Origin of the sequence: Chitinolyticbacter albus (assembly GCF_024437655.1) — a bacterium.
Taxonomy (GTDB): domain Bacteria; phylum Pseudomonadota; class Gammaproteobacteria; order Burkholderiales; family Chitinibacteraceae; genus Chitinolyticbacter; species Chitinolyticbacter albus.
Window position 1 is genome coordinate 1 of record NZ_JANBVF010000006.1, and the last position, 23715, is coordinate 23715.

The 23715-nt window shown below is 63.8% G+C and carries 24 protein-coding genes; 11 read left to right on the plus strand and 13 right to left on the minus strand.

Annotated features, from left to right (window positions below):
- Positions 1 to 945, minus strand: a 945-nt coding sequence (locus tag NLI84_RS04530) for a carbohydrate-binding protein (RefSeq protein WP_255988470.1), incomplete at its 3' end; no start/stop codon positions are given.
- Positions 946 to 1634: 689 nt separating this feature from the next.
- Between NLI84_RS04530 and NLI84_RS04535 the strand changes: the two genes are divergently transcribed.
- From NLI84_RS04535 to NLI84_RS04545, 3 genes are read left to right on the plus strand one after another with little or no spacing between them, the layout of a single operon-like run.
- On the plus strand, positions 1635 to 2165 hold the full coding sequence (locus NLI84_RS04535) for a shikimate kinase (RefSeq protein WP_255988474.1): 531 nt from the start codon (positions 1635 to 1637) through the stop codon (positions 2163 to 2165).
- A complete protein-coding gene (gene aroB / locus NLI84_RS04540; RefSeq protein ID WP_255988475.1) occupies positions 2152 to 3234 on the plus strand; it encodes a 3-dehydroquinate synthase in 1083 nt (360 codons plus the stop codon). The genes NLI84_RS04535 and aroB overlap by 14 nt, the downstream gene beginning before the upstream one ends.
- Positions 3235 to 3250: 16 nt before the next feature.
- Entirely contained in the window at positions 3251 to 3532 is a 282-nt protein-coding gene (locus tag NLI84_RS04545; protein ID WP_255988477.1) for a hypothetical protein, read from the plus strand.
- A gap of 27 nt (positions 3533 to 3559) precedes the next feature.
- On the opposite strand, the gene NLI84_RS04550 is transcribed toward NLI84_RS04545, so the two are convergent.
- Entirely contained in the window at positions 3560 to 4798 is a 1239-nt protein-coding gene (locus tag NLI84_RS04550) for a YihY family inner membrane protein (RefSeq protein ID WP_255988479.1), read from the minus strand.
- Between the two features lie 89 nt (positions 4799 to 4887).
- Between NLI84_RS04550 and wrbA the strand changes: the two genes are divergently transcribed.
- The 3 genes from wrbA to ppk2 all read left to right on the plus strand — a co-directional run bounded on the left by wrbA (position 4888) and on the right by ppk2 (position 7050).
- Complete coding sequence (gene wrbA / locus NLI84_RS04555; RefSeq protein ID WP_255988480.1) at positions 4888 to 5487, plus strand: NAD(P)H:quinone oxidoreductase; 600 nt, start codon at positions 4888 to 4890, stop codon at positions 5485 to 5487.
- Positions 5484 to 5861 carry a DUF2069 domain-containing protein gene (locus NLI84_RS04560; protein ID WP_255988482.1) on the plus strand — a complete coding sequence of 126 codons (378 nt, stop codon included), beginning with the start codon at positions 5484 to 5486 and terminating at the stop codon, positions 5859 to 5861. The genes wrbA and NLI84_RS04560 overlap by 4 nt, the downstream gene beginning before the upstream one ends.
- Positions 5862 to 6231: 370 nt before the next feature.
- On the plus strand, positions 6232 to 7050 hold the full coding sequence (gene ppk2, locus NLI84_RS04565; RefSeq protein WP_255988484.1) for a polyphosphate kinase 2: 819 nt from the start codon (positions 6232 to 6234) through the stop codon (positions 7048 to 7050).
- Positions 7051 to 7471: 421 nt separating this feature from the next.
- Here ppk2 and NLI84_RS04570 read toward each other — a convergent pair whose 3' ends face one another.
- Together NLI84_RS04570 and pssA are read right to left on the minus strand one after the other, a co-directional pair.
- Complete coding sequence (locus NLI84_RS04570) at positions 7472 to 9268, minus strand: 2-isopropylmalate synthase (RefSeq protein ID WP_255988485.1); 1797 nt, start codon at positions 9266 to 9268, stop codon at positions 7472 to 7474.
- A gap of 133 nt (positions 9269 to 9401) precedes the next feature.
- Positions 9402 to 10160 carry a CDP-diacylglycerol--serine O-phosphatidyltransferase gene (gene pssA / locus NLI84_RS04575; protein WP_255988487.1) on the minus strand — a complete coding sequence of 253 codons (759 nt, stop codon included), beginning with the start codon at positions 10158 to 10160 and terminating at the stop codon, positions 9402 to 9404.
- A gap of 146 nt (positions 10161 to 10306) precedes the next feature.
- Between pssA and asd the strand changes: the two genes are divergently transcribed.
- Positions 10307 to 11152: an archaetidylserine decarboxylase gene (gene asd, locus NLI84_RS04580; protein WP_373316885.1), complete on the plus strand. Its 846-nt coding sequence runs from the start codon at positions 10307 to 10309 to the stop codon at positions 11150 to 11152.
- A gap of 7 nt (positions 11153 to 11159) precedes the next feature.
- Here asd and NLI84_RS04585 read toward each other — a convergent pair whose 3' ends face one another.
- The 3 genes from NLI84_RS04585 to NLI84_RS04595 all read right to left on the minus strand — a co-directional run bounded on the left by NLI84_RS04585 (position 11160) and on the right by NLI84_RS04595 (position 11901).
- Positions 11160 to 11351 (minus strand): anti-sigma factor family protein, encoded by a 192-nt coding sequence (locus tag NLI84_RS04585; protein WP_255988490.1) that lies wholly within the window; start codon positions 11349 to 11351, stop codon positions 11160 to 11162.
- On the minus strand, positions 11341 to 11568 hold the full coding sequence (locus NLI84_RS04590) for a hypothetical protein (RefSeq protein WP_255988491.1): 228 nt from the start codon (positions 11566 to 11568) through the stop codon (positions 11341 to 11343). The genes NLI84_RS04585 and NLI84_RS04590 overlap by 11 nt, the downstream gene beginning before the upstream one ends.
- Before the next feature lie 90 nt (positions 11569 to 11658).
- Positions 11659 to 11901, minus strand: coding sequence for a BufA1 family periplasmic bufferin-type metallophore (locus tag NLI84_RS04595; protein ID WP_255988493.1), 243 nt, complete (start codon positions 11899 to 11901; stop codon positions 11659 to 11661).
- 533 nt (positions 11902 to 12434) lie between these two features.
- On the opposite strand from NLI84_RS04595, the gene NLI84_RS04600 reads away from it, so the two are divergent.
- The 3 genes from NLI84_RS04600 to NLI84_RS04610 all read left to right on the plus strand — a co-directional run bounded on the left by NLI84_RS04600 (position 12435) and on the right by NLI84_RS04610 (position 15597).
- Positions 12435 to 12875, plus strand: a complete 441-nt coding sequence (locus NLI84_RS04600) for a hypothetical protein (RefSeq protein WP_255988494.1) — start codon at positions 12435 to 12437, stop codon at positions 12873 to 12875.
- Positions 12876 to 13091: 216 nt separating this feature from the next.
- Positions 13092 to 14084 (plus strand): hypothetical protein, encoded by a 993-nt coding sequence (locus NLI84_RS04605; RefSeq protein WP_255988495.1) that lies wholly within the window; start codon positions 13092 to 13094, stop codon positions 14082 to 14084.
- A 178-nt stretch (positions 14085 to 14262) separates the two neighbouring features.
- Entirely contained in the window at positions 14263 to 15597 is a 1335-nt protein-coding gene (locus NLI84_RS04610; protein ID WP_255988497.1) for a trypsin-like peptidase domain-containing protein, read from the plus strand.
- Between the two features lie 79 nt (positions 15598 to 15676).
- Here NLI84_RS04610 and NLI84_RS04615 read toward each other — a convergent pair whose 3' ends face one another.
- From NLI84_RS04615 to NLI84_RS04625, 3 genes are read right to left on the minus strand one after another with little or no spacing between them, the layout of a single operon-like run.
- Complete coding sequence (locus NLI84_RS04615; protein WP_255988499.1) at positions 15677 to 16588, minus strand: DMT family transporter; 912 nt, start codon at positions 16586 to 16588, stop codon at positions 15677 to 15679.
- Between the two features lie 13 nt (positions 16589 to 16601).
- Complete coding sequence (locus NLI84_RS04620) at positions 16602 to 17342, minus strand: 2OG-Fe dioxygenase family protein (protein WP_255988500.1); 741 nt, start codon at positions 17340 to 17342, stop codon at positions 16602 to 16604.
- Positions 17339 to 18553, minus strand: coding sequence for an argininosuccinate synthase-related protein (locus NLI84_RS04625; RefSeq protein ID WP_255988501.1), 1215 nt, complete (start codon positions 18551 to 18553; stop codon positions 17339 to 17341). The genes NLI84_RS04620 and NLI84_RS04625 overlap by 4 nt, the downstream gene beginning before the upstream one ends.
- 110 nt (positions 18554 to 18663) lie before the next feature.
- On the opposite strand from NLI84_RS04625, the gene NLI84_RS04630 reads away from it, so the two are divergent.
- Positions 18664 to 19578 carry a LysR family transcriptional regulator gene (locus NLI84_RS04630; RefSeq protein WP_255988502.1) on the plus strand — a complete coding sequence of 305 codons (915 nt, stop codon included), beginning with the start codon at positions 18664 to 18666 and terminating at the stop codon, positions 19576 to 19578.
- A 209-nt stretch (positions 19579 to 19787) separates the two neighbouring features.
- On the opposite strand, the gene ilvC is transcribed toward NLI84_RS04630, so the two are convergent.
- The 3 genes from ilvC to ilvB all read right to left on the minus strand — a co-directional run bounded on the left by ilvC (position 19788) and on the right by ilvB (position 23176).
- Complete coding sequence (gene ilvC, locus NLI84_RS04635; RefSeq protein WP_255988865.1) at positions 19788 to 20804, minus strand: ketol-acid reductoisomerase; 1017 nt, start codon at positions 20802 to 20804, stop codon at positions 19788 to 19790.
- A gap of 97 nt (positions 20805 to 20901) precedes the next feature.
- Positions 20902 to 21393 (minus strand): acetolactate synthase small subunit, encoded by a 492-nt coding sequence (ilvN, locus tag NLI84_RS04640; protein ID WP_255988503.1) that lies wholly within the window; start codon positions 21391 to 21393, stop codon positions 20902 to 20904.
- 13 nt (positions 21394 to 21406) lie between these two features.
- Positions 21407 to 23176 carry a biosynthetic-type acetolactate synthase large subunit gene (gene ilvB, locus NLI84_RS04645; protein WP_255988509.1) on the minus strand — a complete coding sequence of 590 codons (1770 nt, stop codon included), beginning with the start codon at positions 23174 to 23176 and terminating at the stop codon, positions 21407 to 21409.
- Between the last annotated feature and the right edge of the window lie 539 nt (positions 23177 to 23715).

The window sequence follows — 23715 nt, forward strand, 5'->3', positions numbered from 1 at the left end:
CCACTTGATGGTGTCGGCCGGATCGACGCGACGGCTCGGGGTACGACCAAAGTCGGCCCAGGCATCGCCACCATCGCCGTTACCGGATTCGGTGCGGGTGAGGATGTCGCACTCGTAGCCGCCGTTCTTCACATACAGGTTGCCGAACGCGTAGTTGATGAAGGTGAGGTGGCTGGCCGAGCCGCTGGACGCGATGTCGGCAACTTCGTAGCCGCGACCGTAGACACCCCATTGCGCAAAGTAAGCGCCAACGATCTTGCCAGTGGACGGCGAGACCGGCGTCGGGGTCGGGCCAACCGGGGTCGGGGTGACGGTGGGTTTGGGGGTCGGCGTGGCTGCAACCGGAGTCGGCGTCACGCTCGGCTTGGGCGTCGGTGTGGCTGCAACCGGAGTCGGAGACACGGTCGGCTTGGGCGTCGGCGTGGCCACAACCGGGGTCGGCGTCACGGTGGGCTTGGGCGTCGGTGTGGCTGCAACCGGGGTCGGCGTCACGCTCGGCTTCGGTGTCGGCGTGGTACCCACCTCGCCAACGCGCTTCCAGGCGCCCCACTGGCCGCTTTGCGCCGGATTGTCACCCCGTGTCCACCACTTGGCCTCGTAGATCCCCCCGTCGTGGCTGGTGCGATCACCGGCGGTATACACCGCACCGGCCGACCAGACACCGGACGCCACAATCGGCGTGGGCGTGGGTTGCGGCGCCGGAGTAGCCACCGGGCTGGGGCTGGCGCCAGTCACACGCTGCCAGAGCGCCTGCGTGTCCGCCGGGTTCCAGTTGGCGCCGGCGTAAGCCGTATGCGTGACCAAGGCCTTGTACTGGACGCCGGCATAGCTGACGACGGAACCCGCCGCGTAAGTCTCCCCTTCCTGCCATGTCGCGGCCTGGGCCAGCGCAGCGGCCAGCACCACCGGCAAGGCCGCGAGCCGGATCAACTTCTGAGGTTTCATACCAATTCCCTTTCCATTCCCTGCCTGAGGTTCTCCCCAGACCGGTACTCTGTTTGTGATGTCAACGAGACAGGCAAGATCAGCTCTCCGCGCAAACCTGTCGCTTGCTTACGCCGTGATCTGGTGTTGTTTTTGCGGCGCCGCGTATTAGTGCTTGCCCGTTTCGGGCTGTCAAACCGCCAAATCGCGCATCAGAATTTGCTGCTGTTGGTCGCAACCAAGCACTACTGGCACCGCAATCAAAGATGGACCACGCTGGTACCGGCCCGCGCCAGAATCGGGCTGAATATCGGAAATCCGCCGACTTTCCTGGTTGAGACCACGGGCATCAACGCGTATCGCTCCGCTCGCGAACAAGCAGTAGCTGTAGGCAAGCGTATGAGGACTACCAACCGAGCCCGCCGGTCGGTGACAAGCAGCGCTCGGAGCAATGCACCAAACCAGGGCGATCGCACGGCTTGGCGTCGTGCCAGAACGTCAATACTGTGTAAGAAATGCGGACCCAGCGCCGGCAGCGACGCCAGCCGAACCGGGATCGGTCCGGCCGGCCCGCAGCGCCAAGCGCCCATTTCATGCCGCCCAAAAGCGGCGGGCCGCCATGAAATGCTCGGGGGCATCGCCGCAATGTGGCCAGGGCCGCCGCCACGCCGCTGGCGACCGCCATCGCTATCCGAGGTAGAATTGCCCCCATGAATCTGCACGGCAACTACTTCCTGGTCGGCATGATGGGCGCCGGCAAGACCACTGTGGGGCGCGCGCTGGCCAAGGCCACGGGCAAGCATTTCTATGATTCCGACCACGAGATCGAGTCGCGCACCGGCGTGCGCATTCCGATCATTTTCGAGGTCGAAGGCGAAGCGGGTTTTCGCGCGCGCGAAGCGGCGATGATCGCCGAACTGTCGCAGCAGAAGGACATCGTGCTCGCCACCGGCGGCGGCGCCGTGCTCAATCCGGATAGCCGCGCGGCGCTGGCCCGCGGCGGCTTCGTGATCTACCTGCGCGCCAGCGTCGACGACATCTACCTGCGCACCGCCCACGACAAGAACCGCCCCTTGCTGCAGACGGCCAACCCGAAGGAGCGCATCCGCGAGCTGTTTGAAGCGCGCGATCCGCTCTATCGCGAAGTGGCCGATCTGACCATCGACACCAGCCGCCAATCGGTGCAGCAACTCACCCACGCCCTCCTCGCCAAACTCGAACACCACCATGCGCACCGTTAAGCTCGACCTCGATCACGCCCCCTACGACATCCACATCGCCCGTGGCCTCTTGACCCAGGTCGAGCACATCGTGCCGCTGCTGCCGCAGCCGCGCGTGGCCATCGTCACCAACACCACCGTCGCCCCACTGTATCTCGCGCCGCTGCAATCGGCGCTGGAAGCGCGCGGCGTCAACGTCGAGGCCATCGTGCTGCCCGACGGCGAGGTCTACAAGAACTGGGAAACGCTGAACCTGATCTTCGACGGCCTGCTGCAGGCGCGTGCCGAGCGCAAGACCACGCTGATCGCGCTGGGCGGCGGCGTGATCGGCGACATGACGGGCTTCGCCGCTGCCGTCTACCAGCGCGGCGTGCCCTTCATCCAGATTCCGACCACGCTGTTGGCGCAGGTCGATTCGTCCGTTGGCGGCAAGACCGCCATCAACCATCCGCTCGGCAAGAACATGATCGGCTCGTTCTACCAGCCGCGGCTGGTGCTGGCCGACCTTGCCACGCTCGATACGCTGCCCGCCCGCGAGTTTTCCGCCGGCATGGCCGAGGTCATCAAGTACGGCCTGATCGACGACCTGGCCTTCTTCGAGTGGCTGGAAGCCCATATCGATGCGCTGATGGCGCGCGATACCGTGGCGTTGACGTATGCGGTGGAGCACAGCTGCCAGAACAAGGCACGCATCGTCGCCGCCGATGAAAAGGAAAACGGCCAGCGCGCGCTGTTGAACCTCGGCCACACCTTCGGCCACGCCATCGAGGCCGGCCTCGGTTACGGCGCATGGCTGCACGGCGAGGCCGTCGCTGCCGGCATGGTGCTGGCCGCCTACGCCTCGCGCGAACTGGGCAAGGTGAGCGACGCCGATATCGCGCGGATCAAGGCGCTGCTGGTGAAGGCCGGCCTGCCCGTCGTCTCGCCCCAGCTAGGCCGCGAGCGCTATCTGGACCTGATGGCGCAGGACAAGAAGGTGGATGCCGGCAAGATCAAGTTCATCCTGATGGAAAAGCTCGGCCAGTCCTATATCGGCGAGCTGACGCGGGAGCAGGTAGTGGCTGCACTGGAAGCGGGCTGCGCTAAATAACTGACGGTTGAGCACAATGACGCACCCCGTACTCCAAAAATCCGAAGTTCAGAAAAACTCTTCACTGATTCTGACGATAGCGGGAGGAATCGGAATACTGGTTGCGGCAGGTGGATTACTCCCCGCCGCGATCAATGGCGCGGACTTGACCGCGAAAGGTTTAATCTGGAGTTTGTTTGGCCTTGCGTTGAGCTACGTTTGCTTCAAAGAAGTTGCCACCCGAATCGCAAGCAAAACACGCGACGGCAAAACGACAGACCAACAACCTCCCCCATCGGGTACTGACGCCATCGATTAAAAAAGCCGCGCTTTATGCGCGGCTTTTTTAATCGGCGCCTTCATCCTCCCGCCCCAACCGCTCCGCATAATCCGCCAGCGTCTCGTCCAGTGCCGTCACCATGCCGTTGATGTTAAGGCGGATTCCGGATTCGACACTGGCCGACAACGGCGTGACCACGGTTTCGAAGATGTCGACGAGGCGAATGCGCTCGATCGAGGTGGCGAGCAGCCAGGCACCTTCGCGTGACGCTTCCACCCAGCCGCGCTCGCTCATCACCTCCAAGAGGCCGTGCGTGGCATCAATACCAAGGCCGACGCGGCGGCGCAAGGTGTCGATATGCAGTACTTCGCCATGGGTATGCGCTTGCGCCAGCGTCATCAGGATGCGTACCGCCTGCTCGAAGCGGGTGCCGTGGTGCCGCTCCCAGCGCCAGCCGTCGCCGTGCCAGTAGGAGAGCGACGCTGACAGCACCGCGCCGCCGAGCACGATCACCCAGCACACATATAGCCACACCAGGAAGATGGGGAAGGCGGCGAACGCGCCGTAGACCAGCTGGTAGGTGCCGAACTGCTTGATGTAGTAGCCGAACAATATCTTCATCAGTTCCAGCAACACGGCGACCACGGCGGCAGCCGCCAGACCATGGCTGCGCGGCACATAGCAGTTGGGCACGGCCACGTAGAGCAGCGTGAGCATGGCGAACATCAGCGACAACGGGCCCACCCGCACCAGCAAGGCTTCGGCGACCGGCAGGTTGTCGAGCAAGGTGGTCTGCTTGAACAACCAGGAAGTGAGCGACAGCGACACCCCGATCAGCACCGGGCCGAGCGTCAGCGTCGCCCAGTAGATCAGCGTGCGCGACATCAGCTTGCGCGGCCGGTTCACGCTCCAGATCTCGTTGAAGGCCTTCTCGATGGTGAACACCAGGAGCAGCGCGGTCAGCACCAGGCCGACCATGCCCAGCGCCGTCAGCCGTTCGGCATTGTCGGCGAACTGCCGCATATAGGTGCCGACGAGCTTGCCACCGGTCTCGGGCACCAGGTTGGAGAGCAAAAAGGAGCGGAAACGCCAAGCATAGCGCGAGAACACCGGAAACGCCGCGAACATGGTCAGCGCGATGGTGAACAGCGGCACGATGGCGAGCAGCGTGGTGTAGGTGAGGCTGCCGGCGGTCTGCAGGCAACGATCGACAATCAGCCTATGGCCGACAAAGCGCGAGAAGCCGGCTACGCGGCGCCAGTATTCGACGGTAAGCAATTGGGTATAGGTGCGGGAGCTGACCATGGCGACGCCGTCAGGATGTGATGAACCCGTATAATAGCGGGCCGCCGCCCAAGAGCGGGCATTGCCTACAAACCGAACTGGACCGCCCCGTGACCGAGATCCTCGTCCTCTATTACAGCAGCCACGGCGCCACCCGGCAGCTCGCGCAACTGATCGCCCGCGGCATCGAAGCCGTACCCGGCTGCAGCGCCCGGCTACGCACGGTGCCGCGCGTGTCCACGGTCTGTGAAGCGACGGAAAGCGCCGTCCCCGAAGCGGGCGCGCCCTACGTGGAACTGGTCGATCTCAAGGAATGTGCCGGCCTGGCGCTGGGCAGCCCGACGCGTTTTGGCAACATGGCCGCATCGATGAAGTACTTCTGGGACGGCACCGCAGCGGACTGGCTGCGCGGCACGCTCGCCGGCAAACCTGCCTGCGTATTCACCAGCACCGCAGCTATGCACGGCGGCAACGAAAGCACGCTGATCACCATGATGCTGCCGCTGCTGCATCACGGCATGCTCATCGTCGGCACACCGTTCACCGAGGCCCAGCTCACCGCCACCACCTCGGGCGGCACGCCGTACGGCCCATCGCATGTGGCCGGACCCGAATCCAAGTTGCCGATCAGCGACGCGGAAAAGCAGCTTGCCATCGCCCAGGGCAAGCGTCTGGCCGAAGTGGCGCAAAAACTGGCGGTGGCACCATGAACATCAATCTGGAAATCTGGCGGCCCCGCGCGCAATGGGCCGCCATCCTCGGCCTGACCGCACTGATCGCGCTGTGTCTGGCATGGGAGCTCAAGCTGGCGCCGCTGCGCCCCGGCGGCTCGCTGCTGGTGTTCAAGGCAGCGCTGCTGCTGGCGCCCTTGCCCGGTCTGCTCAAGGGCCGGCGCTACACCTACCAGTGGTGCAGCATGTATATCCTCGGCTGGTTCATCGAAGGGGTGATGCGCGGCTGGTCCGACACGGGATTGTCACAACTCTTGGCGCTGTTTGAGGTGGCGTTGTCGGTGTGGATATTCGTGGCCGTGGTCTGCTATGCCTACTGGACCCGCCCTTCGCTCGCCCAGGCCGCTGGCTGACGACCACCTCCCCTTCAGCCACATCACCCCCACTGCACGCCTAGTACTGCCCCGCGACCGAAGGGAGTCCGGGTTACCGCCTTTCAGGACGACTGAACGGAGTCCGGCGTCGCTCCGGCAGTTTCGCGCGGCTTGCCGGAACCGTTACGCCGGGTTTTGCTGGCCGCACCCCCAGCCAACCCGGTGCGCGTTCAGCGAACCCGGTCCAACGTTACTGCTCGTGCGCGCTGCGCTCTGCCGTAGCGCCATCCCCCTGCCCCGATGGCTTGCGCTTGCGCGCCTCTATCGCGCGTGCGATCAAATTCGTCAGCGCCGTGGCTTGCCGTGTGCGATACAGGATGAGTTCGCACCACGCTCAAGGAGCTGCAAGATGGGGAAGAAGAAAAAAGCGGTCGTCGCGGAACCGGTCGTTCCAGCTGCGCCGCTGAGCAACAAGCAATATGTGAAGGAGCTGAAAGAGCTGCATGGTGAGCTCGTCAAGCTGCAGCAATGGGTGGTCGCCAAGGGACTCAAGATCTGCATCGTGTTCGAAGGGCGCGACGGCGCCGGCAAGGGCGGCACGATCAAGGCACTCACCGAACGGGTCAGCCCGCGTGTGTTCCGCGTGGTGGCGCTGCCCGCGCCCACCGAGCGCGAAAAAAGCCAGATGTACTTCCAGCGCTATATGCAGCACCTGCCGGCCGCCGGCGAGATCGTGATCTTCGATCGCAGCTGGTACAACCGCGCCGGCGTCGAGCGGGTGATGGGGTTTTGCACGCCGGAGCAGACCGCGAAATTCCTCGAGACCACGCCGCTGGCCGAACGCGCCATGGTCGAGTCGGGCATCATCCTGCTGAAATACTGGCTGGAAGTCAGCCCGGAGGAGCAGGAGCGGCGACTGCGCGACCGTATCGACGATCCGCGCAAGATCTGGAAGCTCTCACCGATGGATATCAAATCGTACGACCGCTGGGACGATTACACCCAGGCGCGCGACAATATGTTCACCGCCACCGATACCTCGTGGGCTCCGTGGTTCGTCGCCCGCTCGGAGGACAAGAAGAAGGTGCGGCTCAACGTGATCCGCCACCTGCTCGATCACGTGCCCTACGAGGAATTGCCGCCCGAGGAAGTGAAGCTGCCCAACCGCAAGATCAAGCGCCGCGAGGCCAGCAGCTATCCGTTCCGTTTCATTGCCGAGCGCTATTGAGAGCCGGGTTACACAGCCTGCAGTCCCCTGTGCACAATCGACGTCAAGAGCCCGGCCAAGCCGGGCTCAAAGCTGCTCCTGGGTGCACAATAACGGCTCCCCCGGCTCGATTCCCCTCCCCCCGCCCTCGCCGCCGCGAGTGGGCCTCGCTTTGCTCGTTGGTGGCACGAGCGCACTTCTTATCAAGCCCAGCGAGCAAAAATAAAACCCGGTCGACGTGGCCTACGTCGATCGGGTTTTTACTGCTGCCGCCGGTCCATTGCCTGACTCGCTCGCGGATCGCGAAGGGGCGCGCTGGCTTGCGACGCCTGGGTTGCGCCGCGCGGTACAGCCCTCGTGGGGCGCCCGCCTCGGTGGTTTACTGCTGAGATTCGATGGTTGAGCGTCGCGGCGCACGCTGTCCGGAGCGCCGCGAGCTCGTTTATACCGCCTCGCCGATCTGCGGATTGACGCGGGTGTTCTTGTGCGAGAGCTTGTTCAGCGCCGAGATATACGCCTTGGCACTGGCGACCAGGATGTCGGTGTCGGCACCCTGGCCGTTCACCACCCTGCCCGCCTTGGACAGGCGCACCGTTACTTCGCCCTGGCTGTCGGTGCCTTGGGTGATCGCATTCACCGAATAGAGCAGCAGCTCGGCGCCGCTATTCACCACCGACTCGATCGCCTTGAAAGTGGCGTCGACCGGACCATCGCCTTCGGCATGGGCCTGGCGCTCCGCGCCGTCGTCGACCATTACCAGCGCGGCACTCGGCACCTCGCCGGTTTCGGACACCACCTTGAGCGAACTCAAGCGGTAGGTTTCCTGCTCGATCGACACCATCTCGTCCGATACCAGCGCATGCAAGTCCTCGTCGAAGATCTCGCGCTTGCGATCGGCCAGATCCTTGAAGCGGGCAAAGGCGGCATTCAGCGCCTCGTCGGTATCGAGCACGATGCCGAGATCCAGCAACTTGGTCTTGAACGCATTTCGGCCCGAGAGCTTGCCCAAGGTGAGGCGGTTGGCCGACCAGCCCACCGATTCGGCACTCATGATCTCGTAGGTTTCGCGATGCTTGAGCACGCCATCCTGGTGGATGCCCGATTCGTGGGCGAAGGCATTGGCACCGACAATGGCCTTGTTCGGCTGCACCGGGTAACCGGTGATGGTCGAAACCAGCTTGCTGCTCGGCACGATCTGCGTGGCGTCGATGCGCGTTTCCACGCCGAATACATCGTGGCGCGTCTTCACCGCCATCACGATTTCTTCCATCGCCGCGTTGCCGGCACGCTCGCCCAGGCCATTGATCGTGCATTCCACCTGGCGCGCGCCGCCAAGCACGGCGGCGAGCGAGTTGGCGACGGCCATGCCCAGATCGTTGTGGCAATGCGCCGACCAGATCACCTTGTCGCCGCCACGGGTCTTGGCGATCAACTCGCGAAAGAACGCCTCGGTCTTTTGCGGCACGGCGTAGCCGACGGTATCGGGCACGTTGAGTGTGGTGGCCCCCGCCTCGATCACCGCGCTGAACACGCGGGCGAGGAAATCGATATCGCTGCGCAAGGCATCCTCGGCCGAGAACTCGACGTCGTCCGTGTATTCGCGCGCCAGCTTCACCGCCTTGACGGCCGCCTCAACCACCTCGTCCGGGCTCATGCGCAGCTTCTTTTCCATGTGGATGGGGCTGGTGGCGATGAAGGTATGGATGCGGCGGCGCTTGGCTGGTGCGATCGCCTCGCCGGCGGCGCGGATGTCACGCTCGGTGGCGCGCGCCAAGCTACAGACGGTGCTGTTTTCGATCACTTCGGCAATCGCGCGGATCGCGTCGGCATCCCCTGGGCTGGCTGCAGCGAAGCCCGCTTCGATGATGTCCACGCCCAGCTTTTCCAGTTGGCGGGCGATGCGGATCTTTTCTTCGCGGGTCATCGACGCGCCAGGCGATTGCTCGCCGTCACGCAAGGTGGTGTCGAAAATGTACAAACGATCGCCCATGGCACTGGCTCCGGAGTGGCTCGTCGGCACTTCGCCGACGCGATAACTATGGATGTTGAAATCACGGTTCTGGCGCGCGGCGAGCCGGGCCAGTTTGTCGATCTGCGATAGCGGCAAGCTGCCGCGCTCGCGCCACTTGTAGATCGCGGCGCGGCTGACAAGATCGTCGGGGAAGAGCTGATTCAGGGCGTCCGCCAGGGCAGCGGGCCCGCCGAAGTCGGCGATCAGGCGGTCGATGTCGAATTGCACGCGCTACTCCTGGCTAACGATGGGCTCAGGATAGGGGCAACTTCTACACAACGTCAAACACTATTTCGGTTTTGCGCAAAAAATGCGCAACACCATCAGACAAACAACCAAAATATCGGACAAAAAGTCCAAATCAACCCGAAGTTGGCCGATGCTTCACCTTGCACCACAGCCAGTAGACATAGCCCGAAGCGGCGTAGCCGATAAAGAAGCAGAACAGCACCAACGCCGGGCGCGAGGCGCCGATCAACAGCACCAGCACCGCCACCAGCATGGCAACGAAGGGCACCGTCTTGCGCGCGTGGAACTCCTTGAAGCTCCAGAAGCGCACGTTGGACACCATGGTCAAGCCGGCGAACAGCGTGAAGAACAGCGCGATATAGGGCAGCGCGGGGCGCAACACCGCCAGATCGCTGGCGTATTCGATGCCGATCCAGACGAGGCCCGCCACGAGGGCTGCCGCCGACGGCGAGGGCAGCCCCTGGAACCAGCGCTTGTCCACCACCTCGATATTGGTATTGAAGCGCGCCAACCGCAGCGCCGCGCCAGCGCAGTAGATAAAGGCCACCGCCCAACCGAGCTTGCCGAAATCCTTGAGCATCCACTCATAGGCGACCAGGGCCGGCGCCACGCCGAACGACACCATGTCCGACAGGCTGTCGAACTCGGCGCCGAATTCCGATTGCGTATGCGTCAGCCGCGCCACCCGGCCGTCGAGCCCGTCGAGGATCATCGCGATGAAGATGGCAACCGCCGATTGCTCGAAGTGTCCGTTCATGGCCTGGACGATGGCGTAGAAACCGGCGAACAGCGCGCTTAGCGTAAACAGGTTGGGCAAGAGGTAGATGCTCTGGCGCTTGAAGTTCAGCGGCCGCTTGACGGGATGATGCATAAGAAGACCTCAGGCACGGGCCGGCGGCGAAGCGCCAGCGAAAGTGGAAATTGTAGCTTGAGCCCGCGCGCGCTGTCTGTGCCATAGGCTGCGAACGCGGTAGCAACCGGCACATGCGTTACAATTGCCGGTTTATCCAACGTGGAATGCCGGCCGTGCCCGATCGCCTTTTCGTCCTGCTGCAGCATCTTGCACCCAAACTGGCGCTGACCCTGTTCGCCGGCTGGGTCGCCACGCCGCAGCGCGGCTGGGTCACCACCCGCATCATCCGCCGCTTCGTCAGGAAGTACGGCGTGAACATGGCGGAAGCCGCCAATCCGGATGTCGCCAGCTACAAGAGCTTCAACGATTTCTTCACCCGCGCGCTCAAGCCGGGTGCCCGGCCGCTGGCCGAGAGCCGCCTGGTGTGCCCGGTCGATGGCGCGATCAGCCAGTTCGGCCGCATCGAAGGCGACCAGATCTTCCAAGCCAAGGGCCACAGCTACAGCACCCGTGCACTGGTCGGCGGCGATGCCGAGCTGGCCAGCCAGTTCGAGCATGGCAGCTTTGCCACCATCTATCTCAGCCCCAAGGATTACCACCGCATCCATATGCCGTGCGCCGGACGGCTGACCCGCATGATCTACGTGCCGGGCGAGCTCTATTCGGTGAACCCGGCCACCGCGCGCGGCGTTCCGGGCCTCTTTGCGCGCAACGAGCGCGTGGTCTGCATGTTCGAAGGGGAAGCCGGGCCCTTCGTGCTGGTGCTGGTCGGGGCGACCATCGTCGGCAGCATGGCCACCGTCTGGCATGGCGTGGTCAACCCGCCGCGCAGCAAGACGGTGCGTGTATGGCGCTACGACGACCAGCAGATCACCTTGAAGCAGGGCGAGGAAATGGGCCGCTTCCTGCTCGGCTCCACCGTGGTGCTGCTCTATCCGCAGCAACTCGACTTCAACCCGGACTGGGCGCCGGCTCGCGGCGTGCGACTGGGCGAAGCCATGGCTGGCTGAGCGCCCATCATTTGTCGCCGGATTCCACCCAGCCCTCGCGCAAGGCGCGGCTGGCTTCGCGCAGGATGGCCAGTTGCTTGCGGTAGTTACGGCAACCGCTGCGCAGCGGCAGGTGGGTGGCCAAGGCAAGCTGCTCCGGCATCGAGAGCGGCCGGTCCTGCGCGTCGGACATCAGCCGGGTCGCCTCTCTACACTTCATCGCTCAACTCCCCCGCGCCGTAGCCCTTCTCGGACAGGCAGGTGCGCAAGCGCAGCCTTGCCCGGTATAGCAGCACGCTGCAGTGGTTGCCGCTGATCGCGAGTTCGCCGCAGATTTCATCGAGCTTCAGATCGAGCAGATCGAGGCAGGCATGGACAGCTGCCAGAATTGCCGCTGGTGCAGTGCCGTTTCCGGTCGTGGCCAGCTCGTCGGCCATGTGGGGGGAACGCAAGCCCAAGCCGGGCAAGCTCGTGTACTGGTTCATGATCGTGTGGTGCGGGGCGGCGGTGGCCGCCCCAACCCGGCCTTACATGGCCTGCTTCGAGCCGCCCAGCTTCTCGCAGGTGCCCGCGGCGACGAATTTCCACTCCATCTTGTCGTTGTCGGCGGCGGCCTGCCCGGCGCATGAGTGACCGTTGGCCTTGCAATCGTTCTGGCCGGCCTTGGCCACGCCGAAACACTTTTCACGCTCGGCTGCGAGCGTCGGCACGGCAGTGGTCGAGCCAAGCACGGCAACGAGGGCGGAAGCAGCAAGCAGTGGTTTGTTCATAACTATTCTCCAGTTGGGGATGAAGCAGCTCGCCTCACGCAGTTTCAGTCCCCACGGCCGGCGCATCATTGACAGCCTGTGGCGGTTTTTTTGCGTCCGCCCACAGCCTAGCAGCCGCCACCGACAACATGGCCGATGGCTGGAGCGCGACGCCGCGGCGGAGGCTGGCTTGTCGAGCTGGCCGGCAGGCTGGAGCAGCGAGCAGCACTGCTGTCGGCCATCGTCCTGGCATAGTGCCTGCATTACTACTGCACCATCCATCTGCGGCCCCTGGCCAGGCAAATCGCGGCGCCAAACCGGTGCCTAGCACGCCGGTATGCGTGGCCACCGGCTTGGTGGGCTGGCCAACGCTGCGGGCAAGCATAATTGCGCCAGCCAGCCTATGAGCTGATGCAATGCCATGCGCAACACTCAATGTGAAAATGCGAAGATGAGCGACAAACAATGCAGCCATCGATGCGCGCCGATGTCATCGGCGCCGGCTTGATGCCAGGGCTATCGAGCGCTGGACCGCAACCTTGGGAGGTCAAATCATGAAGAAAATCGCCGTCATGCTGCTGCTGTCGCTCTCCGACATGGCCTTTGCGCAATCCTATGCGTGCGAGCGTTTTATCAAGAAAGGCGTTGAGGAAACAACGAAAATCAATCGGCACATCGCCAAGTCCAACCAGTCGCTCGATGAAGGCAAGGCGCTGATCGGTCACAACGCAGACATCAAGACGCTCTGCCAAAAGGGCGTCGAAACCCGTATGAATTTTGTGATCACCGCAATCCAGGTTCACAAGAATATAGATACATGGCGTTCCGGTTATATCTTGTGCGATGACTCCGACGACGACGAAGCCAAGGAGAGCAAAGAGACGGCAGAGGCGCTGTTCAAGTCATACCTGGATTATGTCAGGAGATTCGACAAAGACCTGGGCACCGAATGTAAATCCGCTCCCCTGGCGCCCATCCTGGAAAGCCTGGACTAAGCCCACCGTTCTGGCGGCATCACGCCCGCTTGCCGCCTTTTGCGACCGAAGGGCACTAGCTTGAACGCCTTGAGGGGCGGGCACCGCTGCGTCGGGTCTTGCCAGCCGCTCCAGGCACGATGCCTGGCGACTAACCCGCATGCCAGGCGCAGCCCCCGCGCCTGCAAATTCATACGGGGCCTGTAATACAATCCCGTTTTTTTGCTCACCGCTCCAATGACACGCGCCACGCCACCGCTCGAACCGACGCCGAGCTCCGCCCCCGCGACGGCCCTGCCTCCCGCACAGCCAGCATGCTGGAAACGCCTGCTCAAGTGGTTTCTGCTCGGTGCCGGCATCCTGTTCGTGCTGCTGCTGATTTTGGTGCTGGTAATGTACTGGCGCACGCCAGATCGCAATACGCGCGACACCATCAGCCAGGTGATGACCGCCGAATTCGGCCCGTATTCCGAGGAGCTCGAAGGCTGGACGCAGGTCGACGACCAGGCGCGCAGCTACGTCATGAACGTGCAGACTCAGCAGCAGGTAACCATCAACGGCAAGCGCAAGCTGATGCTGGGCATCCTCGGCTACGCGCGCGGTGACACCGGTCAGGAAGGCCGGCTGCAGTACCGCTTCCTGGTGGTCGATCTCGAAGGCAAGCAGCAAGTTGCGCCGCAATACTTTGGCATGACCAGCCATCTCGACCGCGGTTTCCCCATCGAAGTTGAGCTGACCGAGATCGAACCGGGCAAGGACATCCACGGCTGGCAACTGCAATACCAGGTCGATGCCGAGGGCGAGATCAGCGTGGACCGCGAAATCTATCTGATCGACTTCGCCAAATCCGAAGTGGTGGCCTCCGGCACGCTGCCAGTGCGTTACGACACCACCAGCATCTGCGGCCAGCCCCCCACGCCGGTCGCGGACGATGCGTCGAGCGAGGCGGCCAGCGCGACCTCGGCGTCGAGCGCCTCGTCCGTCGTGTCCGACGCGAGCGCTGAGAATGAAAGCGAGCCCTATGAGGTTCCGTGCTGGAACCGGACTGCCCGCTACGAACCAACCGCCGATCGCGGCGCGGTGATCTCTCCCTGGCGCGTCACGGCGACCAGCCGGAACGGCGAGCACGAGGAGGTGATCGTCGGCGCCGTGGTGTTCGATCCGCGCACGCTCAAGCTCAAGCTGTCGCCCAAGGTGCAATTCCTGTTCGAAGAACCGCTGAACGAGTAGCCGTGCCGGTGCGATCCTGGTCGATGCAAACCGCTTTCCCGACCAGCTGGCGCGTTTGGCGCTGAGCCGAGTGTGGCGCCGCCACGACGCTGGCACCCAATTCGGCGGGCGATGGTTCCCTTGGCCGGTGCGATGCCGTCATCATCTGCCCAGCTTGTCCGGCTAGGAGGCACGGCGCATGAAAAAGACCCTATATGATCTGCTGGGAGTACCGGCGAGCGCGACGCAGGCTGACATCGAGGCGCAATATCGCCGCCGGCTGGACGAATTGGCGCAGCAGCCGGCTCATCCCGATGCGGAAAACCAGCGCAAGTTCATCCGTCATGCGTTCGATACGCTAGGCAATCCCGAGCTGCGTGCCCGCTACGATCAACGCCTGGCGGCCCCCGCGCCTGCGAGCGTTGCCAGCGCGGCGCATGCCGATATGCCCGATGAAGCGCCCGATCGGCGCGGCCTTTGGCTGCTCACGGGCTGCGTGCTGGTGTTGCTGGCCTGGTGGGGCTGGAATCGTGGCTCGGCCAAGGCGGAACCCGAGCCAGCCGTGCCGGCGGCGCCATCAGCCAAGACCGTGGCGTCGGCAGCGGCGAAGCCGGTATTGTCGAGCAGCGCACTGTTCGATGCCGCCAGCCCCAGCATCGTCGTCGTGATCGGTCGTGATGGCGATGAACAGCGCGGCAGCCTGGGAAGCGGGGTCGTCATCCAGCCTGGCGAAGTCGTCACCAATTGCCACGTGGTGATGCTGACGCCGGATGTGAAAGTCATTTACCAGGGCAAGGAATATGCGGCGCGTGTCCGCTATCAGGACCAGGGCCACGATCTATGCCAGTTGTCGGTAACGGGGCTCGACGCGCCCGCGGTGTCCCTAGGCGGTTCCTTGCGGGTAGGCAGCAAGGTCTTTGCCCTGGGTTCGCCACAGGGGCTGGAATTGTCCTTGAGCGAGGGGCTGGTGTCTTCGCTACGCGACTTCGATGGCGCGAAGCTGATCCAGACCACCGCGGCGATTTCTCCCGGCTCCAGTGGCGGCGGCCTGTTCGACGAGCGTGGCAACCTGGTTGGCATCACCACTTTCCAATCGCGGACCGGACAGAACCTCAACTTTGCCGTGCCTGCACAGTGGATCGCGCTGCTGCCCGAGCGCAATGGCAACCGCGACAGCCTCTTGCCCAGCCGCGATGCGCAGCCACCCGGCAGTGAGGCGCCCGCCCCGCGCCAGATCGAGGCGAACCCGGATCTGTATGGCTATTGGGACTGCACCACCACGGTCGGCAACGGCCGCCGCTATGGCTACGAATTCAGCCCGGGCGGCATGTTGGAGTTTTCCTTGGGCGAGGGTTCGGGCCAGCGCAGCCGATTCAACGGCAGCTATCGCTGGGTGAGCAGCGATACGCTGTTGCTGTCGGTGCCGCAGTTCGATCCCCCCGAGCTGACGCTGCAGATCAAGGCGCTCAACAGCGAGCAACTGGTACTGCAACTACCGGGTGCCGAGCGCCACACGCACTCCTGCAACCGCTAGGTGCGCAGCCAGCCGCACGGACGATAGCCTGCACCGAGCGGCGTCCTGCATCTGCTTCAGCAATAGGGGGAGGTCTGCGTCAAGCGACGGTAGCCGGGCGCAGCACGCTGCGCGGGCGGCTCGCCCACAGCGCGGCACCGACGATGAACATGCCACCCAGCCAAGCGCTGCTGGCCAGCCGCTCGCCCAGCCAGTACGCCGCGAATATCGCGCCGAACACCGGCTCGCTACCCATCAGCAGCGATACCCGGCTGGGGCTGCCGGTATGGCGTATGCCGTAGTTCTGCGCGAAGAAGGCAAAGATGGTGCAGAACAGCACGAGATAGATGGTGGCGCCCCAGAACGCAGGTGCATGCGGCAGCGCCGGCAGCCCGTGCGGCAGCATGAAGGTCGCGACGATCAGCGAGCCGCTGCCGACCACGCCCGACTGGATGGCGGTCAGCGTCAACGTGGACATGCTCTTGCCTGCCGTCAGCCGCTGCGTGGCGCTGACCATCAGCGCGCGTAACAGCGCCGCCGCCAGCATCAGCGCGTCGCCCATCGAGAAGCTCGACAATCCGACCGACGAAGTGAGCAGCCAGGCACCGAGCAGCGAGATCCCGGCGGCGACGAAGGCCTGACCATCGGGCCGGCGCTGCAGCAGCAGCCATTCGACGAAGGGCGTCATCACCACGGTCAGGCTGATCAGAAAGGCGGCATTGCTGGCCGTGGTCAGCGCAACGCCGAAAGTCTCGCACAGGAAGATGCACAGCAGGATCAAGCCCAAGGGCAGGCCGGCCTTCAAGGCCTGCTGCCCGCGCTGGGTAGCGAGTTCGCGCAGCGTGGGCAGCAGCAGCACGAAGGTCAGGCAAAAGCGCACGGCCAGAAAGCCGAGCACCGGGTAATAGGCCAGCGCGGATTTGGCGACGCCGTAGCTGGTACCCCAGACGACGGCGACCAGTAATAGCATGAGATCAGCAATCCAGAGCGCTGGTGTAGGGTGGCGGGACATGGAAACTCCAGGTTCAGGGACGACTGTAGGCAATGACCAGTACGTCGCGATAAGCCGCGCAATCGGGCGCGGCGGCGGTGATGGGACTGACCGAATGCATGGTGGTCACGTCGTTGGCAACGACCATGTCGAGCGGTTCGGAAAGCGTGAGCGCGTGCAGCAGGTTGCCGCCGGCATCGGTGATCCGGGTCTCGCCGCCCTCGACGTTGCGGCGTTCAATCATCAGCGTGACGATGAAGTCGACGCCGTCACGATGCAGCCCCTCCGGCGTGGGCTGGCCCACGGCGGAGCCGTCGGCGCGGATGCGATACGGGTGCAGGCGGATCAGCCATGGCCCGTTGTTCGCCTCGACGGCATCGAATACCCGGCCCAGCGAGCGCAGCAGGCCGCGCAGAAACCGGTTGTGGACGAAGCTGGGCTCCAATGGATCGAAATGCCGGGCGACGCCACCATTGAGCGTGTTGATATAGCGTGGCTGCTCGTAGGGACCGTGCGGCTGCAGCACCAGCTCGCCATGGGCACCCAACAGAAAAGCGCCGTAGCGGCGATAGCGGTAGCGGCCGCCGTCGCCCATATAGCGATCGAGCGTAAGCCGCTCCCAGCATTCGATGAACTCCCGCCAGACCGCGGGCTCGAGGTTGCACGCCGCCTGCATCGACAAGCCGGAGACGAAGTCATATTGCTTGTTGCGTAGCGCGGCGACGAGGCCGGCGCTCATGGAATCGACCAGCGCAGTGGGCAATGCGGCATTCATCGCACTTTCTCCAGATCGGCATGCATCAAATCGGCCAGGCCGCGGCTGGCGCCCAAGCGCGCGGCCCGTTTTTCCCAGCCATCCCGGTCGACCAGATAGCGCGGCGAGCTGGCGCGGATCGCGCATACGTCGGCGGCACCCGCGCGCAGCCGGTAGCCGACGGTGCCGCTCACTGTTCGCGTCGTCGCATGGATAAACGCATCGGCCGCCGCGCGCAGCCCGCCGAACCAGCGCCCTTCCAGCGCCTCACGCACCCACAGCTGCTCCATCGCCTGCTTTTCGCGCAATGTCTCGGCATCCAGCGTCGCCATTTCCAGATGGCGATAGGCGTCCATCAGCAAGGTCGCCGCCGGGGCCTCGCGCACTTCCAGCACCTTCTCGCCGCTAGGCAGATGCTCGAGCCCGCTGTAGCGGCCTATGCCAAAAGCCCCGGCACGCTCGTTCACGGCGGAGATCAGGTCGGTGAGCGGCAACGCGAAATCGTCGACCGCCACCGGCCGGCCGGCGGCGAAATGCAGCATGATTTCGATATCGGGCAGATCGGTGCGCGGGCGTGTCCACTCGAACAGCGTTTCCGGCACCCAGAACGCTTCCGGATTGTCGAGCGAGCCCGATTCGAATTCACGGCACCACAAGTTGGCGTCGCCGCTGATGCCGCGCGCCTGGAATCGCGTCAGCCCTTCGGCGCGCAAGGCCTCTATCTTTTCCTCGCGCGAGATCGCGGTGTATTCGTAGGGCGTGCCGTAGTGGCCGGTGTAGCCCAGTTGCGCCAGCGCGCCGTTGAGCCGGCGCAGGCTGTTCTGCGACTGGTTGGCGGTATGCACGATGGCGTCGCAACCGAGCTCCAGCGCCAGCTGCACCGCGTACTGCGCAATCACCGGCCGCGACAGCGACGAGCTGATCGGGTACATGCCCATGTAGCGGGCCTGGGCACGCACCGCAGGCAGCACGGCCTCTTCGGCAAAACGCTGACAACCGTCGATCACCCTGAGATTCGCGCCAAAGTGCGCCGTGATCTGTTGCAGATCGGGTATGTTGACGCCATCGCCCAGGTCGACCGTCAAGGCAGTCACCTTGCAGCGCTTGCCGGCCAGCGCGTGCAGCACATAGCTGCTATCCAGGCCGCCGCTGAACAGGGTGAGTACATGTTCACAATGCGCGGCAACCCAGTCGAGGTCCGCCCTGCTGCGTATATTGCCGTGGGTTTGCATGGTTACTATCCGGGGTATGGAATTTCGATGAAAGCAAAATGCTAGTCGTAGATTATGCAATCTGCGGCTTGGTGCGATAATCCAGTGATCAGGAACAATTCTTTTGCGCCATGGGAATAAATAATCCATCCACGCTGTTGTCGGACCTGGCGACTTTTGCCGCGGTGGTCGATTGCGGCAGCTTTTCCGCCGCCGCACGCCAGCTCGGAACGACCCCCTCGGCGGTCAGCCGGCAGATTGCGCGGCTGGAACGCACGCTCTCGACCCGATTGCTGGAACGCACCACGCGCCGCTTGCGCATGTCCGAGTCAGGCAGCGAGGTCTATCAGTACGGGCGGGAAATGGTGGCGGCTGCGCGCGCCGCGATGGAAGCGGCCGGCAAGTTCAGCGGCGAACCGCGTGGCCGGGTGCGGCTATCTGCCCCCAAGGCCTTCGCCCGCCAAGTGATCCACCCGCTACTGCCCGCCTTCCTGCGCCGCTATCCGGAAGTCAACGTGCAACTGGTGGTGACCGATCAGGTACTCGATCCGATCGCCTTCGATATGGACCTGGCCATCCGCATCACCGATGCGCCGCCGCCCGGCCTTGCCGGCCGGCCACTGATGGCAGTCACCCATATGCTGTGCGCAACGCCAGCGTATCTCGCGCAACATGGCACGCCGCAGCATCCGCGCGAGTTGGCGAACCACAGCTGCCTCTATCTGGGCGAACATCCAGACGACAGGCGCTGGCGCTTCAGGCGCGGCAAGGAGCGGGTTTCCGTGGCCGTCGACGGCCGCTATGTCGCCAACCACAGCGAGATCCGGCTGGAAGGGGTGATGGCTGACCTCGGCATCGGTTGCCTGCCGCATTTCACCGCCCAGACCGCGCTCGCCAGCGGCGACATCATCCAGGTGCTCCCGGACTGGGTCTTCGTCGGCGCCTATACCGGCACCGCGTGGCTGCTCTATCCGCCCAAGCGCTATATCGCCCCCAAGCTTCGCGTGCTGATCGACCATCTGGTCGAGGGGCTGCAGGAGCGCTGAAGCACACGCTGGCACCCCGGCGCGGCCTGCCACCGCCAACGCCGGGAAGGCCGCGGCCAGCGCGCCGATCGGTGGCACGGCCCGCGTGGCGCAATCCAGACCCAGGGCGGCCACTCCAAACTGCCAGCGTCGCGCGAAGCCGTCGCGCAATGAAAAAGGCCAGCATCGCTGCTGGCCTTCTCGCCCTACTTGCCGGAACGGCGTCGTGATCAGTTCTTCGACTGGTCGACGATCTTGTTCGCCTGGATCCACGGCATCATTGCGCGCAGCTTGGCACCGACCACTTCGATGCCGTGAGCCGCGTTGTTGCGACGTGCAGCGGTCATCGACGCGTAGTTGGTCTGGCCTTCCAGGATGAACTGCTTGGCGTATTCGCCGGTCTGGATGTTCTTCAGAGCCTGGCGCATGGCCTTGCGCGATTCTTCGTTGATCACGCGCGGGCCGGTCACGTACTCACCGTATTCGGCGTTGTTCGAGATCGAGTAGTTCATGTTGGCGATGCCGCCTTCGAACATCAGATCGACGATCAGCTTCAGTTCGTGCAGGCACTCGAAGTAGGCCATTTCCGGCTCGTAACCGGCTTCGACCAGGGTCTCGTAACCCATCTTCACCAGCTCGACGGCGCCACCGCACAGCACGGCCTGTTCACCGAACAGATCGGTTTCGGTCTCGTCCTTGAAGGTGGTTTCGATGATGCCGGTACGGCCGCCGCCCACGCCGGAAGCGTAGGACAGGGCGGTCTGCTTGGCCTTGCCCGATGCATCTTGGAAGATGGCGATCAGGTCAGGCACGCCGCCGCCACGGACGAACTCGGAGCGCACGGTATGGCCCGGGGCCTTCGGTGCAACCATGATCACGTCCAGGTCCTTGCGCGGCACGACCTGGTTGTAGTGGATGGCGAAGCCGTGTGCGAAGGCCAGGGTAGCGCCTTGCTTGATGTTCGGCTCGATCTCGTCCTTGTACAGCTTGGACTGGAACTCGTCCGGGGTCAGGATCATGACCACGTCGGCACCGGCAACGGCGGTCTTCACGTCGGTGACCTTCAGGCCGTGGGCTTCTGCCTTCTTCACGGTGGCCGAACCCAGGCGTAGGCCGACGGTAACGTCGACCCCCGAATCCTTCAGGTTGCAGGCGTGGGCATGGCCTTGCGAGCCGTAGCCGATGATGGCGACCTTCTTGCCGCGGATGATCGAGATATCACAATCTTTGTCGTAGTAAACGTTCAGTGCCATGGGATAAAACTCCTTGCTGTGTGAGGGGTGAGGCCTGAGGGGTGATGCGGGGTTTCCCCCAGCGGCTCACGCCTCATTCCTCGCTCGGTTTTCAGATTTTCAGAATGCGCTCACCGCGCGCGATGCCCGAGGCACCGGTGCGCACGGTTTCGAGTATGGCCGTCGGATCGAGCCCCTTGATAAAGGCATCCAGCTTTTCACCGGTGCCGGTCAGCTCGATGGTGTAGGTCTTCTCGGTCACATCGATGATGCGGCCGCGGAAGATGTCCGCCATCCGCTTCATTTCGTCGCGATCGCGGCCGGCGGCGCGCACCTTGATCAGCATCAGCTCGCGCTCGATGTGATCGGCCTCGTTCAGGTCGATCACCTTCACCACTTCGATCAGCTTGTTCAGCTGCTTGGTGATCTGCTCGATCACGTCGTCCGAGCCGTGGGTGACGATGGTCATCCGCGACAGGGTCGGGTCTTCGGTGGTCTGCACCGTCAGCGAATCGATGTTGTAGCCGCGTGCGGAGAAGAGGCCGGTAACACGGCTCAGCGCGCCGGCTTCGTTCTCGATCAGGACGGAAAGAATATGTCGCATGCTCAATCCCTCCTCAGCACAGGTTGCCGTAATCACGGTTGTTTTCGAACGGCGTCTGCTGCAGGCCGCGCATATGTTCCGGCAGATCCATCTGATTGAGGCCCCGGCCGTTCTGGATCATCGGGAACACGTTCTCCGACGGATCGGTGCGGAAGTCGATGAACACCAGTCGTTCCTTCAGTCCAGGGCCAAACGCTTCACGCAGCACCGGTTCGACATCGGCTGGATTCTCCACCTTGAAGCCGACGTGACCATAGGCCTCGGCGATCTTCACAAAGTCCGGCAGCGCATCCATGTACGACTCGGAATAACGGGTGCCGTAGAAGAACTCCTGCCACTGCCGCACCATGCCCAGGTAGCGGTTGTTCAGCGAGAGCACCTTTACCGGCGTGTGGTACTGCTTGCAGGTGGAGAGCTCCTGGATGTTCATCTGGATCGAGCCTTCACCGGTCACGCAGGCGACCTGTGCATCCGGGTTGGCAAGCTGCGCGCCCATGGCGGCCGGCAGGCCGAAGCCCATGGTGCCCAGGCCCCCAGAGTTGATCCACTGCTTGGGCCGGCGGAACTTGTAGTACTGCGCCGCCCACATCTGGTGCTGGCCGACGTCAGAGGTGACGATGGCTTCGCCATTGGTCACCTTCCACAGCGTTTCGATCACGTGCTGCGGCTTGATCACTTCGGTCGACGGCGTGTACAGCAGCGAATTGGGCTTGCGCCACTCGTCGATCTGCTTCCACCAGTTGGCGAGCGCATCGGCGTTCGGCTTGGCGCCGGTTTCCTTCAGCACCGCAACGAGGTCGGTCAGCACGTGCTTGACGTCGCCGACGATGGGCACGTCGACCTTGACGCGCTTGGCGATCGAGCTCGGATCGACGTCGATATGGACGATCTTCTTCGGGTTCGACAGAAACTGGTTCGGCACCGAGATCACGCGATCATCGAAGCGCGCACCGATGGCGATCAGCACGTCACAGTACTGCATCGCCAGGTTGGCTTCGTAAGTGCCGTGCATGCCGAGCATGCCGACGAAATTCGGGTCGGTACCGTCGAGCGCACCCAGGCCCATCAGCGTATTGGTGCATGGCACGTTCAGCATGCGAACGAGCTCGGTCACCTGCGCCGACGCGCCGCCCTGCACCGCGCCGCCGCCGACGTAGATGAACGGGCGCTTGGCTTCGGCCAGCAGTTGCGCCGCCTTCTTGATCTGGCCCGGATGGCCCTTGGTCGGCGGATTGTAGCTGCGGATATTGATGGTTTCGGGGTACTCGTACGCGCACTTAGCGATCGTCACATCCTTGGGGATGTCGATCACCACCGGGCCGGGACGGCCCGAGGCAGCGATGTAGAACGCCTTCTTGAAGGTGGCGGCAAGATCACGCACATCCTTCACCAGGAAATTGTGCTTCACGATCGGGCGCGAGCAGCCGACCATGTCGACTTCCTGGAAGGCATCGAGGCCGATGGCGCCGGAAGGCACCTGGCCGGAGATCACCACCAGCGGAATCGAATCCATGTAGGCGGTGGCAATGCCGGTAATGGCATTGGTCGCACCGGGGCCAGACGTCACCAGCGCGACGCCCACCTTGTTGCTGGAGCGCGAATACGCGTCCGCAGCGTGGACGGCAGCCTGTTCGTGGCGCACCAGCACGTGTTTGAAATTGGTCTGACGGAAAATCGCGTCGTAGATCTCGAGCACGGCGCCGCCGGGATAGCCGAAGACGAATTCGACGTCTTCTTCCCGCAGGCAACGCGTGACGATCTCGGCACCAGAGAGGTGTTCCATGTGTCACCCTTCCCCGATTCGGCGTGGCCGAGCATCGGGCGTTCAACGTTTTCAGAGAACATTGCCCCGTGTTGGGCAGGGCAATGCGACCTAACGACCTGCTTGAGCCCTACACAGCGGGTGGTCCGGGAGCGGGCGAGCTCCTGATCCGGATCGAGGTGCGGTAACACAACGATCCACTTGCTGCTGGGCATCGGCAGTGCCGATCGGCCTTCCTAGTACCGGGCTGGCCGCCTTGAATCGGGCTTGTGGCCCGAGTGGGACGACTGCGGTGTTGCGCGGGCGGTGCCAATTCGGTGTGCGACCCCGGCGATAGGAACGGGGGCGCGATTCACGCATCTGGATAGGGCGCGAACCGCAAAAGGTAACGGATAGACAAGGACTTGGCAAGCATTGCTGCGATGCGGTAGCCGCGCACGCGCACCCGGTCGGGCCGTGATGCCGCTCACTCGCCGTGCGGTAGCAAGCACACTCGACGGCGTAAGCCGGCGTGCTAGCATCTGGGCCACACCCAAACCGACCCGATCGCTTACGCCGCA

Bases quoted from the DNA above. Each gene is read 5' to 3' on its own strand.
- NLI84_RS04535 (WP_255988474.1), top strand. From the start codon at position 1,635: ATGAATCTGCACGGCAACTACTTCCTGGTCGGCATGATGGGCGCCGGC.
- aroB (WP_255988475.1), top strand. From the start codon at position 2,152: ATGCGCACCGTTAAGCTCGACCTCGATCACGCCCCCTACGACATCCAC.
- NLI84_RS04545 (WP_255988477.1), top strand. From the start codon at position 3,251: ATGACGCACCCCGTACTCCAAAAATCCGAAGTTCAGAAAAACTCTTCA.
- NLI84_RS04550 (WP_255988479.1), bottom strand. From the start codon at position 4,798: ATGGTCAGCTCCCGCACCTATACCCAATTGCTTACCGTCGAATACTGG.
- NLI84_RS04560 (WP_255988482.1), top strand. From the start codon at position 5,484: ATGAACATCAATCTGGAAATCTGGCGGCCCCGCGCGCAATGGGCCGCC.
- ppk2 (WP_255988484.1), top strand. From the start codon at position 6,232: ATGGGGAAGAAGAAAAAAGCGGTCGTCGCGGAACCGGTCGTTCCAGCT.
- pssA (WP_255988487.1), bottom strand. From the start codon at position 10,160: ATGCATCATCCCGTCAAGCGGCCGCTGAACTTCAAGCGCCAGAGCATC.
- asd (WP_373316885.1), top strand. From the start codon at position 10,307: ATGCCGGCCGTGCCCGATCGCCTTTTCGTCCTGCTGCAGCATCTTGCA.
- NLI84_RS04585 (WP_255988490.1), bottom strand. From the start codon at position 11,351: ATGAAGTGTAGAGAGGCGACCCGGCTGATGTCCGACGCGCAGGACCGG.
- NLI84_RS04590 (WP_255988491.1), bottom strand. From the start codon at position 11,568: ATGGCCGACGAGCTGGCCACGACCGGAAACGGCACTGCACCAGCGGCA.
- NLI84_RS04595 (WP_255988493.1), bottom strand. From the start codon at position 11,901: ATGAACAAACCACTGCTTGCTGCTTCCGCCCTCGTTGCCGTGCTTGGC.
- NLI84_RS04600 (WP_255988494.1), top strand. From the start codon at position 12,435: ATGAAGAAAATCGCCGTCATGCTGCTGCTGTCGCTCTCCGACATGGCC.
- NLI84_RS04605 (WP_255988495.1), top strand. From the start codon at position 13,092: ATGACACGCGCCACGCCACCGCTCGAACCGACGCCGAGCTCCGCCCCC.
- NLI84_RS04610 (WP_255988497.1), top strand. From the start codon at position 14,263: ATGAAAAAGACCCTATATGATCTGCTGGGAGTACCGGCGAGCGCGACG.
- NLI84_RS04615 (WP_255988499.1), bottom strand. From the start codon at position 16,588: ATGTCCCGCCACCCTACACCAGCGCTCTGGATTGCTGATCTCATGCTA.
- NLI84_RS04620 (WP_255988500.1), bottom strand. From the start codon at position 17,342: ATGAATGCCGCATTGCCCACTGCGCTGGTCGATTCCATGAGCGCCGGC.
- NLI84_RS04625 (WP_255988501.1), bottom strand. From the start codon at position 18,553: ATGCAAACCCACGGCAATATACGCAGCAGGGCGGACCTCGACTGGGTT.
- NLI84_RS04630 (WP_255988502.1), top strand. From the start codon at position 18,664: ATGGGAATAAATAATCCATCCACGCTGTTGTCGGACCTGGCGACTTTT.
- ilvN (WP_255988503.1), bottom strand. From the start codon at position 21,393: ATGCGACATATTCTTTCCGTCCTGATCGAGAACGAAGCCGGCGCGCTG.
- ilvB (WP_255988509.1), bottom strand. From the start codon at position 23,176: ATGGAACACCTCTCTGGTGCCGAGATCGTCACGCGTTGCCTGCGGGAA.